We start from the raw sequence: 14050 nt of genomic DNA on the forward strand, positions 1-14050 counted from the left end.
CTATGCCTCCATCGGGATGATGGTGGCGTCGAAGTTCAAAGGACCGATCTTGCGCCGGAAGTCCAGCGTGTAGTCCCCAAAGCGATTGATGTGCGCCGTCCGAAACGGCGCCAGGCCTGCCAGGATCTCCAACGTGATCTCCGTCCCCTCGTCGCGAAGCTCCTGCAGAACCCGCGTCATGCCGACCACGTTGTGCAGAATGATCATGTTGGCCACCAGGTGGTTGTACTTGATCACCTTGCGTTGCTCATGCCGGATGTTCTCGGCAATGATCCCCTCTCCCCCAAAAAATGACCACTGGGCAAACCCGTTGAACTGCTCACTCTTATTGGTTTCGGCATGGATCACCTTGCGCAGCCCGACATCGCCGATGTAGCTCAGCAGGAACATGGTCCGGATGACCTTGCCGAGTTCCACAAACGCGAAATACAGCTTGTTCTTGCGGCTGTAGGTGCCTAGCCGGCGCAGGATGGCCGACGGCGTGATCTTGCCGGTCTTGATGGAAACCGCCACCCGAAGCATTGCCGGCAAATGCAATTCAATCAGCCGCCAGTCGATCACGTCGCTGAACAGTGCATTGATGTTTCGGTAAGCATTGCCCGGCTCCGGGCGATGGAATTTAAGGTCCTGGATACCCCGGATGCGCGGCATGAGCTGGATGCCCAGGAGGTGCGCCAGCGCGAAGACCGGGTAACTCTGGGCCTGCGTGTCCCCATGGATCGTGTCCGGCCGGATGTCCGATTCGTTGGTCATCAGCCCATCCAGGATGTGGATGCCCTCATAGGTGCCGCAGGAAATGAAATGGCTGAACAGCGCGATGAACTTGTCGGACACATGGTAGTAGCCGATGCCGCCGTACCCGCCATAGCGAATATGGTGCTCCGACAGCAAGTTTTGCTCGTAAAGATTCCACTTGGTGCCGTCGGCCGATGCGTGCTTGCCGGTGCCCCAGTAGCCTGGCAGTTCAAACTTGTTGTACGCGTTGATCACCTTGACGATGGCCTTATCCAGAAGGTCCTCGCTGACGTATTTCAGATTCAGCCAGGAAATCTGCCGGCGGCTCAACCCTTTGATGGATTTGGCGGTCTGCACCGGCCCCAGGTTGCAGCCGTAGCAAAACAGCGTCGTGATGACGCGCATGCGCAGGTCCTCCAGGCGGCTGTCCGTCCCGGCCAGCGGCCGGAACAGCTTGTGCAGATCCAGCCAGCGCTCGGTGTCGATCATGACATCCACGATGCTCGCCGCCTCCATGCGCTCGGTGATCAGCGCGTCGATCCGCGCGGCCGCCTCGACGATTTCTGAGCGCGGCGGTTTCCGCAGGATCAGGCGGCCGTCGACGATCTCGGCATGGGCGTTTTCCGGAAAAGTGGCGTCGATGTCCCGGGCCCGCTGAGCCATGGCCGATTTGAGCATTGCCACAAAGATGCTGGGATCTGTCTCGATGCCGGTGACCTGTCCATAGTCGCCCACCTCTTTTTCAAAGGTCTCGTCATCGACCAGCTGCTCGCGGTAGTCGTCATAGCGCTCGCCGTACTTGATGAAGAGATCGCCCGACTTCAGGTCGTCCTTGACCGCATGCATGACCGCCAGCTCAAAATACCGGCGGTGTACAGCCTCCGCCCGGCCCTTGCCTGACGGCCTGACCAGCACCAACTTCTTCCACTGAGCTGACATCCAGCGGAGATCCTTGTCTTCCCTCAGGCCCAGCATGTCCAACAGGACAATGTCCGAACGGTTATCGCGCAGCCTGTAAAGGGCCTCGATCAGCCGCTCCACCACCTGGTCCTCGCTACTGGCCTTGGGTGAGGCGATGCCGATGCAGTTGAGCAGCTGGGCCCGGACCATCTTGTAGGGCTGCAGCAGGAAAGGCAGGTGGTTCCGGCCGGCATAGGCCAGATGCTGCTCGCATTCGTTCAGCAGCTCGTCCACGTCGGCCACCAGGGTCGTGCCGATGGCGTCCACGCGCTGGGTGTCCGTCCCCTCCAGCTGGTAAGCGCTCAGGATGTCTTTGAGCTGGCCAACCAGCATGTCGGTTTTCTGGACCCGATCCTGCTGGAAGGAGAGCAGTTTCTGTCTGGCATTGTTTTCCAGGTTCTGCATGAGGCGAATAAACAGGTCCGCGGCATCATCCAGCGACTGGGCATGCTGCGCCCGGATGAAGATCACCGCCAGGGCGTACCGCTTTTGCGGTTTGAGCTCGGCCATCTCGGTCGCATTGAGGGCGCGCGCCAGGTGCCGGAACTGTTTGAGCTTGGGCACCGGCACGTCGGGTTTAGGAAGCTGCTCCACCAGGTACTGCAAGCGCCGGATGTGCTGGATGTAGGTGCGCGTTTCCTTGTTGGTCGGCCGCTTGGGTTCGCGCTTGAGCATTTGCCAGGGAGAAATCGACTCGCCCGTGGCGGTTTTAAGCAAACTGTCGATCAAGGCCCGCGTATGGGTTGTCAGCTGGTTGGTAATTGCGGAGAAATACCGGTTATTGCTCTTTTCCCGGGCCCGAAACGCCATCCGGTCCAGCGTCGAGAAGGCAGGCAGCTCGTAGCGATGGTGGACCAGCTCCTCCAGCATCACGTTGATGATGTCGGCCACCGCGTGTTTGGTCTCGGCCGCCGTGTCGGCCACGACCTCCAGCCAAGCGTGGCCTGCCGGGTTCAGGGGTTTGACATTGAGGTGCCGGCGCAAAGCCGTGAAAAGCGCCGTCCGCGAGCCTGAGGCCTCGAAGCGCTTGAGGTCCGCCGCCGTGGGCGTCCGAACCACGCCTACCTGCTGCGCAATGTGCTCCCGGATCACTGGCGGCACCTCGGCCAAGGGGATGAAATAGCCCAGGCGCTGGAAGACCTTCAGGTGGATCAGCGCCGCCATGCGCGGCAAGGCGTGCTTGCCGATGCCGGCAGCCAGGCGTTGCTCATCCTCGGTCGGCGTGTAAAGCTCCGCCAACTCTCGGGGTGTCGGATCGGGTTTCAGGCTTGGATAGGCCGTCTCATGGAGCGTGGTCATTCGCGGGGACTACCCCGCCTGGCGGCTTTGCTACCCATCGCCTCAATCCCAATAGGTGTCGGTGGCGGGTTCGTGAAACGAGGTTTCCAGCAGGCACTGGTTGTCCTCGGCGATGCGGTACATATCATCCAGCAGCGTGGCGATCACCTCGTCCAGCAAGTCGCGGGACAGGTAGGGAACCGCCAGCTCGTAGAGCGTGCCCTCGGTGTTCAGGCGTTGCATGGCAAAACGCTCGAAGCAGGTCTGTTCGATCAGCCGGTGGCCGCGGGCCAGGCCGCGCGACTGCTTGCTGAAGCGGGCCAGCACCATCGTGACGCGCAGGACCGCCACGGTCGTCGTCCCTTCGGCCTGTTCGGTCAGCAGCAACAAAGGCGGCGGTGGCTGCGAAACTGCCGGAGCCAGGGCTGGCAGGCCCTGCTCGAAGCGGGCTTGCAGGCTAGCGTCCGTCGCATCCAGGTAGCGCATGGCCGATTTGACGTCCTTCCAGCCGACGTATTCCATCAGCTCCTTGATGTCCCAGCCGCTGGCGCGGGCCCAGCCGGCAAAGCCGCGGCGCATGGAGTGGCTGCTGTAGTCCTCGGGCGACTCGACACCGGCTTCGGCGAACAGGCTCCGCAGCAAGGGAATCAGGCTGTTGGCATGCAGGCTTTCGTCGGCGACATGGCCCCAACGGTCGATCTTGCGGAACACCGGACCCTCGGTCAAACCGGCCAGGCTGACCCACGCATTGAAGGCGGTCACGGGACACAGACGGGACAAGGCTGGGCAATGGTAGATCCGGCCCTGCAGCTGCCTGTCGCCTTTGCTGCGGCCCAGGTAGCAGGCCATACCCTGGCCGGGGGTGACTTCGGTGTTTTCAACGCGCAGGTTGACGAGTTCATCGGAGCGAAAGCCGCGCCAAAACCCCAGCAGCATCAAGCTGCGGTCGCGTGTATGGCGCAGTAAGGCCGGCCGGTCGCCGGAGCGTTGGGCGTTGCCGATGGCGGCATCGAGCCACTGGTCGACCTGCTGGAGCATCGCCAGTTCCAGGGGCCGCGCGCGCTTTTCTGGCACCGCGTGAATTGAGCGAATGCCTTTGAGGACTTGGCGCACCAAGGGCGACTTGGTAGGGTCTGCAAAACCTTGGTCAGTATGCCAACGGGACAGCGCTGCCAGCCTCTGGCGAAGGGTGTTGATGGCCAGTGAGCTCGCATGGTCGGCCAAATAGCGGGAGATGGCGTCAGCGGTGGAAGGCAGCAGGCCTTTCCACTCGATCTCGAAATGGCGAATGGCGGATGCGTAACTCCGGCGCGTGTTGTCGCGCTCGGCCGCCTCAATATATTGGGCAAGACGGTTCATGTCATTGTTTGGGCGTGCTTTTCTCAAACAGCCTCAAGGTGAAGATATTTGACATCTGCGGGGAGGTAGAGACTTTGAGCGAGATTACATGATTTGGCACGGCCCTGAAGACAATCTTGCGTGTCATACGCCGCGGTATAGGCGCGGAATCATGGAGTGGTGTCAGGCTCGGTAATAAAGCCAATCTTGCGCAGTCCGGAGACTTGGGCCGCCGCCATGGCCTGGGCCACACGTTCATAACGCACGGCCTTGTCGCCGCGGATGTGCAACTCGGGCTGCGGGTTCTGCGCAGCGGCCGCCTGCATGCGTGGGGCCAGTTCCCTGTCTTCTATCGGTGCTTCGTTGATGTAGTAGGTGCCCTGGGCGTCCACCGTCAGGCGCACGGTTTCGGGCTTGGTGTCCTGCGCCTCGTTGGTCGCGCGCGGCAAGTCGATGTTGACCGCGTGTTTCATCACCGGCACGGTGATGATGAAGATGATCAGCAAGACCAGCATCACGTCCACCAAAGGCGTCATGTTGATCTCGTTCATGACATCGTCGGTGTCGTCCTGTGTTCCAAAAGCCATGGTGAGGTCCTGTTCAGTTTCGGTGTCAGGCTTTTTTCATCGGAACAACTTTGGCCTGGGCGCCGTTACTGACGCGGGCACCGGTGACAAAGTAGGCATGCAGGTCATGCGCGAAGCGGTTGAGCTTTTGCAATACGCCCTTGTTGCCGCGCACCAGCGCGTTGTATCCGAGCACGGCCGGAATCGCCACGGCCAGGCCCAGCGCGGTCATGATCAGCGCCTCGCCGATCGGGCCGGCCACCTTGTCGATGGTCGCCTGGCCGGCCGTGCCTATGGCCAGCAGCGCGTGGTAAATGCCCCAGACCGTGCCGAACAGGCCGATGAAGGGCGCGGTCGAGCCGACCGAGGCTAGGATCGCCAGGCCCGACTGCAGGCGCGAGGTGAACTCGTCGATGGTGTTACGCAGGCTGCGCGTGACCCAGTCGCTGACATCTAGCGCATCATGCAGGTGCGCCTTGGTATTGCGGTGGTGGGCGGTGGCCTCGCGGCCTTCGATGGCGAGCTGGCGGAAAGGATTGGCCGGGTCGCTGCCCAGCTTGGCCAGGCCGGCGGCGAAGTCCTCGCTGTGCCAGAAGTCCTCCGCACCGCGCGCGATCTTTTTGTATTTGAGAACGTCCAGCGTCTTGATGATGATGACCATCCAGGACGCCAGCGACATGCCGATCAGCAGGACCGCCACCGCTTTGGTGACGAAATCGCCCTGCGTCCAGACGTTCATCAGGCCAAATTGTGAATTCATTTATTACTCCAGAACAAAATTAATCGGGGCCTTCAGCAGGTACTCGGTGTTGCCATCGGTACCGGCGCGGCGGAAAGGGGTGACCTGCGAACCCATCACGGCCTCATAGGCGGCGCGGTCCAGACGCTCGAAGCCGCTGGACTTGAACACACTGGCGCGCACGGCGCGGCCGGCGGCGTTGTAATACACGGCGATCACCACCACGCCGGCTTCACCGCTGCGCTTGCTCAGCGACGGATAAACCACCCGCGGCGCACGGATGTACTCGGTCTCGCCCTGGGTCACTTCGACCAGACGCGGCGGCGCGGGTGGAGCCGGGGGTGCGGGCGCAGGCGCAGGCGGCGCGGGGACGGGTGGCGCAGGCGGCTGCGGTTCGACCACCCCAGTGGGCGCATTCGGCGCCGGTGTCGGCACCGGCTCGCGCACGGCCACCGGCATGGGCGGCGGCCGGGGCACCTTGGGTGCCGCTTTGGGCGGCGGTGGTGGAGGGGGCGGCGCCACCTTGGGCGGCTCGATTTCGATGATGCGGGTCAGGATTTCCGCCGGTACCACGATCTCAGCCGCGCGGCGCAGCAGGCCGTTTTGCATGGCCCACAGCACTGCCACGTGAAAGACCACCACGCTGGCGGCGATCACGAGATTGCGGTTGAAGGGTTTAGTCACTGTGGTCTCGGCAGTGAAGGACGTGGTCGAGGTCGGAGGGGATAGAGCCTTCATGAGAATCTGGGGGCTGTTCGCACACCCGCCGCATTTGCAATAAGCTTCTGTAAATATTCATCCCCCCGCCGCCGATGAACGGTTGACCTGCTCCTGCCTAAGCTCTTCACGCCTCCGCGATGCATTGCGCCAGTCCTTTGAGCAGTAAGTCCTTGGGCAAATCCCTGCCGATGAATACCATTTTTGAAGTGCGCTGCTCATTTGGCTTCCAGGCTGGGCCGGTGTCGGCTCCCATCAGCATGTGCACACCCTGAAAAACAATGCAGTTTGGGTCATTCGCGACGTTGAGAATGCCCTTGTAACGCATCATCTGCGCGCCATAAACCTGCACCATGCCCCCGAGCATGTCTTCGAGTTTTTCCAGATCCAGCGGTTGATCTTCCCGAAAAACAAAAGAGGTGACATCGTCATCGTGCTCGTGCGAAACGTCGTTCAGGAAGTCGGGTTCGATGTCCAGAATGGCATTTAGGTTAAAACCGCGGATATCCAGCAGGTCATCGACTGCTGCCACGCCGTTTTTGGACTCGCCGATTTTTGCCCGCGGGTTCATGCGGGCCAGGCGCTGCCGCAAGGCCTGCACATCACTCGCATCAACAAGATCGGTCTTGGTCAGCAGCACGCGATCGGCAAAACCCACTTGTTCCTGCGCTTCGTGGTGTTCGTCAAGTTGCTTCGGCGCGTGTTTGGCATCGACCAGGGTGACAATCGCATCCAGCAGGTAGTTTTGCATGACCTTGTCATCGACAAAAAAGGTTTGCGCCACAGGTGCCGGGTCGGCCAAACCCGTGGTTTCAATCACGATGTGATCGAAACTAAGTTTGCCGCTTTTCCTCTTGTCGGCCAGCTCGCCCAGAATGCGCACCAGGTCCCCGCGCACCGTGCAGCAGATGCAGCCGTTGTTCATCTCGACGATTTGTTCATCGCTGTCCTGCACCAGCAATTCGTTGTCGATGCCGGCCTCACCGAACTCATTTTCGATCACGGCGATCTTGTGGCCGTGCTTTGCTTTGAGGATGTGGTTGAGCAGCGTGGTTTTGCCGCTGCCCAGGAATCCCGTCAGGATGGTGACGGGAACTAGCCCTGAAGATTGGGCCGATGAGGCGGGATTTGGAGACGTCATGACACTGATTCCTTTTTTTCTCAAAATTGGTTCTGGATGCGCTTGTAGCCTTGCACCAGTGTGTTGTTGGTGCGTGCCACGTCTTCGGAAAATTCGGAAGCCTGTGCCGTGACTTTGGCAATGGTGGACAAATCAGTCTGTGGGCCGATGCGTTCGCTTGAAGGTACGTGGAAACTGGGCGGCAGGTGGCATCCGTCGAGCACCGCGTTGTGGCGCACCACGCACCCCGTGGCCACAGTGCAGTTGAACAATACGCTGTTGAACCCAATAAAGACTCCATGGCCGACGGTGCAGGGTCCGTGCACGATGGCCCGATGGGCGATCGAGGTTCGCTGGCCCATCGTCACAGCGGCTCCTGATTTGGAGTGGATGACTACACCGTCCTGGATAGTTGAGTGGGGACCGATGCGAATCGGCTGCATCTCCCCCTGAGCGTCCACTTCATCGGCGCGTATCACGGCGTAGGGGCCGATGAATATGTTTTCTTCCACGATGATTTTTCCGCACAGGATTGCGGTGGGGTCAATGAAGGCGCTCTCGTGCACCTGCGGTAAATCGCCGCTGGGATTTCTTCGGATCATGTGTGCTACAAAACAGTGGGATTCGCCGTGTGGCCGTACACCTGCGCGACGGAAATTTTGGGATGGCTCACAAGCTTAGTTGACATCGCTTGCCTCCCTGGCGGCTTGCTCGAACCAGCCGACAACGCGCTGCCAATGATCTGTTCCATACAACGTAGCGAAGCGCCGGACTTCCTCGCTTTCGGTCTTGCGCAAGGCTGTGAGAGGTCGGCCAAATACGCAGGCGTCAACCCGATAGCGCATTCGACTTCGACGCAATATCGCCATTCGCGGTACGTGGCGGGAATGATGGCGCTCATGCTGGCACCTCTTCTTCAGTGCGTGTCCAGGAGGGAAAAGGGTCATGCAGGGTTTTCCAATGGGCTTTGCCCTTGCGGGTTTCCGTGAAGCTGAGCTGCGCATTTTTTACTGCCTGTTCAATGGCGACGCGGTTCATGTTAGTGCCGATAAAGACGATCTCGTTGATTCGGTCTCCCCAGGGTTCTTGCCAGCGTGCGTCAATCGCCTTGCGCTGCTCTCCCCCCAGTGGCGGCAGTCGGTCACGCGGAGAAGCCGCCCACCACTGGCCGACCGGCTCTACCGTGGCCTGGGTACCCGCGCGCGAATACGAGATCACCCAGTCCGGGCGGCTGGCCAGCCAGACGTAACCTTTGGCGCGCAGCAGGCCTGGAATTTTTGCTTCTGCCAACGCCGCAAAACGCATTGGGTGAAAAGGCTCGCGTGACCGGAGCACAAAGCTGCTGATACCGTACTCCTCGGTTTCGGGTGTGTGTTTGCCCTCCAGCTCTCGCGCCCAACCGGGCATGGCGCTGGCTTTTTCAAGGTCGAATTTGCCGGTGCCCAGAATTTTTTCGAGCGGGACTTGGCCTTTCTGAGCGACGATGATTTCTGCCACAGGATTGAGCGCTTTCACAGCGCCCATGACCGCCAGCAGTTGCTCGGCATTGACGAGGTCGGCCTTGTTAACTACCACCACATCTGCAAACTCGATCTGCTCAGCCAGCAGCGCGGCAAGTGAACGATTGTCTTCGTCGCCAGCCACCTGGCCGCGTTGCGCTAGCAGGTCTGCGCTTGAATAGTCGGCTAGCAGGTTGGCGGCGTCCACCACTGTCACCATGGTGTCGATGCGCGCCGAGTCATTGAGCGAGTCGCCATTCTCGTCGGTGAAGTCGAAGGTGGAGGCGACGGGCAAAGGCTCGCCAATGCCGGTCGATTCGATAAGCAGGTAGTCGAAGCGGCCTTCGGCCGCCAGTTTGCGCACCTCCAGCAGCAGGTCTTCGCGCAGCGTGCAGCAAATGCAGCCGTTGCTCATTTCGACCATTTTTTCTTCGGTGCGCGAGAGGGCCGAACCCGCGTTTTCGGCGCCGCGCTCAAGCAGCGAGGCGTCGATGTTGACTTCGCTCATGTCGTTGACGATAACGGCCACGCGCAAGCCCTCACGGTTGGCCAGCACATGGTTGAGAAGAGTGGTCTTGCCGGCACCCAGGAAGCCGGACAAGACAGTGACGGGAAGGCGATGGGGAGTCATGGAGTTTTCTTTTTTTCTTGGCGTCGATCAATGCGGCAAGAGCTCGCCAATCAGCAAAACCGTGCATAGCCCTAGCGTCAGCAACAGGCCTTGGCTCAGCCAGTCGGCAGGTTGGCGTTTGCGGTGCAGTTCCGGCACCAAGTCGGCCACCGCGATATAGATAAAGCTGGCAGCAGACACCGCCAGCACATAGGGAATGGCGGACTCTGCCTGTTGCAGTGCGGCGTAACCCACCACGCCGCCTGCCACCATCGCCATGCCAGACAGCGCGTTCAGCAGCAAGGAGCGGCGTTTGGTCACGCCGGCGCTGAGCAGCACCATGAAGTCCGACATCTCCTGAGGAATCTCGTGAGCTAGCACTGCTAGTGCAGTGGTCCAACCGAGCACCGGATCGGTGAGGAAAGCCGCAGCAATCAAGACACCGTCAACGAAATTGTGGAGGCCGTCGCCAACCACAATCATTGCCACGCGTGGCGCGTGGCTTGTAAGGCCCTGGGCGTGGCGGTGATCGTGGCGCCACAGCGCCACTTTTTCCAGCATGAAGAAAGCCAGCAGCCCGCCTAGCAGCACCAACCCCGCCTGGGCAGGGTCGAAGCCGAGGTGCATGGCCTCAGGCAACAGGTCGGTGAACGCAAATGTCAGCAACAGCCCAACCGCAAAGGCCACCATCCTGTCTGCAAAACGTGGCAGCCAGGTTAATGCCACAGTGGCGGCCAGCAACACGGAAAGCAGGCCTGCGGCCAAAGTTGCAACCAAGATAAAGAAGAGTGTCATGGGAGAGTGGTGATGGCGCAGTTGCTTTGCAATTGCAACTGTGTTGCGAAATCGGTATATTACTGCAACTTTGTGGCGTTACAGATTTCCCAATTTTTTTCGCTGTCCGGTGAACAAGCCAGTGCCTCAAAGCGCAGCCTTTTTGCTTCAGTGCTCTAGCGGGCCAGCTACAACAGATCACCTACATTCAAAAAATGGTCAAAAAACGATCTTGCCAACCATGTCGGTAGCCACCAGCTCGCTGCCCTCCGTGCGTATCAACGCCAAACGGATGTTGCACAAAAGCTTGATCTTTCTGCACAAGTGGCTAGGCGTCGCACTGGCAGTGCTGCTCCTCATGTGGTTTGCCAGCGGGGTGGTGTTGTATTTCGTGCCGTTTCCCGTGCTCAGCCAAGTCGAGCGGCTTGCAGGATTGCCGGCGCTTCGGCTGCCGCCAGGCTGTTGCCTGACGGCCGCGCAGGCTGCTGGCCAGGCAGGCCTGTCAGCCGGCGAAGCTCGGCTCGGCATGCAGGCCGGTCTACCAGTCTGGCGTGTGCTTGACGGGAGCGGGCCAGACGGTAGACCGCAGTGGCGCGCCCTCGATGCGCGTAACGGACTGTTGCTGCCGCCGCTGCCGGTTGAGGCTGCGGCGGCTCTGGCAGAGGCATTTAGCGGCCAGAAAGCGCTTCACACTGAGGTTTTAGAGCGCGACCAGTGGACGGTGCCGCAAGGCCTTGATCCCTACCGGCCGCTGGTGCGGGTCGAACTTGACGGACCTGGCGGGCTGGAGTTGTATGTTTCGCCGGCCGCGGCCGAGGTGGTGCGCGACACGCGGCGCGCCGAGCGATTCTGGAATTGGCTTGGCGCAGTGCCGCATTGGATTTACTTCACTGAACTGCGCAAGTATCCCAAGACTTGGCACAACCTCATCGTCTGGCTGTCGATTTCGGGTGTCATTCTTTTAGTGACGGGCATAGTGCTAGGTGTCTGGCATCTGTATCTAAACCGTTCGCGCTGGATTCCCTACCAAAAATTCTGGATGCGCTGGCACCACATCAGCGGGCTGGTGGCGGCAATCTTTACATTGACATGGATGTTCTCCGGCCTGTTGTCTATGAATCCATTCGGCGTCTTTTCCGCGCGCGCTGCGTTGCCGGCTGAGCGCAGTGCCTGGGTAGGTGCAAGAGCCGTGGCCCAGCTTGATCCGGCGGCGGCGCTAACCGCAGCACAGGGCTTGCAAGTGCGAGAAATCGATTCCCTTCAAGTGGGAGGGCAGGCCTGGTATCGCCTGCGCGGCGAGGCATCCCATCTGCTGCTGCGCGCAGATGGCACGGAAGACTTGAAAGCTATGACCGCGCTGCCAGACAGTGTGGTCCACGCATCAATGCAGGCGCTACGTCCTGGCGCGATGCAACTAACACGGCTCGACTTCTACGATGATCAGTATTACGCCCGCGAGATCACTAACAACACTCCGTACACTCGCCCGCTCCCGGTCTGGCGCGCGCAGTGGGCTGACGGCGTGGGAATATATGCGGACCCAGGCTCAGGGCGGCTGCTGCTACGCGCCGACACTTCTAACCGCTGGCAAAGGATTCTCTACAACGGTCTGCACAGTTTTGACTTTGCGCCCCTGCTCGCACGTCCTAGGCTGCGCGACACGTTGATTGTGCTGCTATCACTGCTGGGCACCGCCTTGTGCTTTACGTCTTGTGTGATCGCCTGGCGTGTGCTGTTCTCCGCAAAACGCAAGCGCTCCAGCACATCACCTGATGCCGGGCCAAAACCTACGGGGTTGACGAGAAAAAGTTTGATACGGCAGACGATGCTGTTTACAATTGCAACTCGGTTGCGAAAGCGCGGCTAATGCCGGATACCTTGCGTCTTTTTGCTCTCACCGTTTTTTTAAATGTCCAATTCCTTTAACGCCGACGCTTGGGTCGACGCCGCTTTGGCGTCTGCCGGGCTGCGCCGTACGGCGGCAACGCTGGCTTTGGCGCGGTTGTTTGCGCGGGGGGATGAAGCCATGTTGGCTCACGCTCAAGTTGAACAGTTGTTGGCCGCAGAAGGTTTGAAGGTGAACCGTGTGACCTTGTATCGGTTGCTCGACCGGTTTGCCGCTGCTGGCCTGTTGCGCCGGACAGTGGATGCACAGCGTGTTTCGCGGTTTGTACGTTCGTCCCAGGAGGGGGGTCCGGCGCCGCGCTTTGAGTGCGACGATTGTCATCGGCAGTTTCGCTTGGCAGACGACTCCCAAAAACTAAACGACGCTGCGCGCCAGGTGCTCCAGGTGCTGGAAGCTGCCGGGCATGAAGGTCACACCATTGATGTGTCCGTTCATGGACGCTGTGCTGGTTGCGCGACGGACGCGGCGCCCAGGAGCGCATCGTGAGGGTTTTGCGAAGCAAAGTGACTTCATATCCCTCAATGGCCGTAGCAAGCGGTTGTAGAAGGAATATTGGTTTTGCGGGCTTGCGGGCAAAACGCGTCTCGTCTCTCGCGCATTATCTGCTTGGTCTGGTGCTGGCTTCAGTGCTATTTGCGCAGTCGCTTGGACTGATGCATCAGTTGGTGCACGGGACACACGGGCAGGGTGCGCAATTTGCAGAACTGCAGCACCACCACGAAGACGAGCACGAGCACGAACACCAAGGCGGAGCAGGTGACCACGGTTCGGCAGGACTGGAAACACTTTTTGCCAGTCATGACGAAGGCAGCAACAGCTGCCGAATTTTCGACCAACAGGGCCACAGCGCCCTGATGATAGCCGTTGCATCGCTGGCCTTGCCCGGTGTGCTCGGCGTTCTGTTGCCGGCAGCAGGCATTCCCTGCCGCCTGGCGGCGGCCGCAGCGCCATTCGAAGCGCGCGCGCCGCCTTTCCGCTAGACCTCCTCCCGCTCTACGCACGTTGTCGGTGTGCCAGCCCTATTCGCTGGCATGCAGTGATTCGTTCGCGCGCTGCCGATGGCGGTGGCCACCCCTTTTCCCCCATGACCTTCAAGGATCACCATGCTTCAAGCCATTGGCCTGACCAAGAACTATGGCGCGCAGACCGCGCTTGACCGGCTCGACCTCGACATCCAGCCGGGCGATATTTATGCCCTGCTCGGCGCCAATGGTGCCGGCAAAACCACCGCGATCAATCTGTTCCTGAACTTCATCGCGCCGAGCGCCGGAGAGGTGCGCATCAACGGGCAGGACGTGACGGAAAACCCGCTGTCCACCAAACAGGACGTGGCGTATATCCCGGAGCAGGTCAACCTCTACGGTGTGCTGTCCGGGTTGGAAAATCTGGAATATTTTTCGGCGCTGGCACTAGGCCATCGCCTGCCGCGCACACGGCTGCTGGAGCTGATGGATGAGGCCGGGCTGGGCCGGGAGGCGGCTGAGAAGCGCGTGTCCGCGTACTCCAAGGGCATGCGCCAAAAGATCTGGATCGCGGTGGCGCTGGCCAAGGACGCCAAGGCCTTGCTGCTGGACGAGCCGACCTCTGGCCTTGATCCGCAGGCCGCGAGCGAGTTTTCAGCCCTGTTGCGCAAGGCCGCAGATAAGGGCGTCGCCGTGCTCACCACCACCCATGACCTATTCCACGCCAAGCACACGGCTACCCGCATCGGCATCATGAAAAAAGGTGTGCTGGTGGACAGCCTGGACAGCGCGCAGATCGCAGACACCGACCTGCAGGCCCTGTACCTGCAGCACATGAGGGACTGA

Annotated in this window: 13 protein-coding genes; 4 read left to right on the top strand and 9 right to left on the bottom strand. The window is 60.5% G+C overall.

From position 1 onward, the window contains the following. From Q8O29_RS05300 to Q8O29_RS05340, 9 genes are all read right to left on the bottom strand, one after another. Positions 1 to 2994 (bottom strand): Tn3 family transposase, encoded by a 2994-nt coding sequence (locus Q8O29_RS05300; protein ID WP_305561015.1) that lies wholly within the window; start codon positions 2992 to 2994, stop codon positions 1 to 3. A gap of 42 nt (positions 2995 to 3036) precedes the next feature. Then, on the bottom strand, positions 3037 to 4332 hold the full coding sequence (locus tag Q8O29_RS05305) for a site-specific integrase (RefSeq protein ID WP_305561016.1): 1296 nt from the start codon (positions 4330 to 4332) through the stop codon (positions 3037 to 3039). Positions 4333 to 4481: 149 nt separating this feature from the next. Further along, positions 4482 to 4898: a biopolymer transporter ExbD gene (locus Q8O29_RS05310; protein ID WP_305561017.1), complete on the bottom strand. Its 417-nt coding sequence runs from the start codon at positions 4896 to 4898 to the stop codon at positions 4482 to 4484. Positions 4899 to 4923: 25 nt separating this feature from the next. Beyond that, a complete protein-coding gene (locus Q8O29_RS05315) occupies positions 4924 to 5637 on the bottom strand; it encodes a MotA/TolQ/ExbB proton channel family protein (protein ID WP_305561018.1) in 714 nt (237 codons plus the stop codon). A 3-nt stretch (positions 5638 to 5640) separates the two neighbouring features. Then, positions 5641 to 6354: an energy transducer TonB gene (locus tag Q8O29_RS05320; RefSeq protein WP_305561019.1), complete on the bottom strand. Its 714-nt coding sequence runs from the start codon at positions 6352 to 6354 to the stop codon at positions 5641 to 5643. A gap of 106 nt (positions 6355 to 6460) precedes the next feature. Then, on the bottom strand, positions 6461 to 7474 hold the full coding sequence (locus tag Q8O29_RS05325; RefSeq protein ID WP_305561020.1) for a GTP-binding protein: 1014 nt from the start codon (positions 7472 to 7474) through the stop codon (positions 6461 to 6463). Positions 7475 to 7494: 20 nt separating this feature from the next. Then, on the bottom strand, positions 7495 to 8055 hold the full coding sequence (locus tag Q8O29_RS05330) for a carbonate dehydratase (protein ID WP_305561021.1): 561 nt from the start codon (positions 8053 to 8055) through the stop codon (positions 7495 to 7497). Positions 8056 to 8350: 295 nt separating this feature from the next. Then, complete coding sequence (locus Q8O29_RS05335) at positions 8351 to 9583, bottom strand: GTP-binding protein (RefSeq protein ID WP_305561022.1); 1233 nt, start codon at positions 9581 to 9583, stop codon at positions 8351 to 8353. 27 nt (positions 9584 to 9610) lie between these two features. After that, positions 9611 to 10357, bottom strand: coding sequence for a ZIP family metal transporter (locus Q8O29_RS05340; RefSeq protein ID WP_305561023.1), 747 nt, complete (start codon positions 10355 to 10357; stop codon positions 9611 to 9613). Between the two features lie 220 nt (positions 10358 to 10577). Between Q8O29_RS05340 and Q8O29_RS05345 the strand changes: the two genes are divergently transcribed. The 4 genes from Q8O29_RS05345 (at position 10578) to Q8O29_RS05360 (ending at position 14050) form a co-directional block, all read left to right on the top strand. Continuing rightward, a complete protein-coding gene (locus tag Q8O29_RS05345) occupies positions 10578 to 12203 on the top strand; it encodes a PepSY-associated TM helix domain-containing protein (protein WP_305561024.1) in 1626 nt (541 codons plus the stop codon). Positions 12204 to 12245: 42 nt separating this feature from the next. Continuing rightward, complete coding sequence (locus Q8O29_RS05350; protein ID WP_305561025.1) at positions 12246 to 12728, top strand: Fur family transcriptional regulator; 483 nt, start codon at positions 12246 to 12248, stop codon at positions 12726 to 12728. Continuing rightward, positions 12725 to 13222, top strand: coding sequence for a hypothetical protein (locus Q8O29_RS05355; protein WP_305561026.1), 498 nt, complete (start codon positions 12725 to 12727; stop codon positions 13220 to 13222). Before Q8O29_RS05350 ends, Q8O29_RS05355 begins: the two co-directional genes overlap by 4 nt. A gap of 123 nt (positions 13223 to 13345) precedes the next feature. Continuing rightward, the gene (locus Q8O29_RS05360; protein WP_305561027.1) at positions 13346 to 14050 is read left to right on the top strand and encodes an ABC transporter ATP-binding protein; all 705 of its coding nucleotides are present in this window, start codon (positions 13346 to 13348) and stop codon (positions 14048 to 14050) included.

This window comes from Polaromonas sp., assembly GCF_030689685.1.
Classification (GTDB): Bacteria; Pseudomonadota; Gammaproteobacteria; order Burkholderiales; family Burkholderiaceae_C; genus Polaromonas.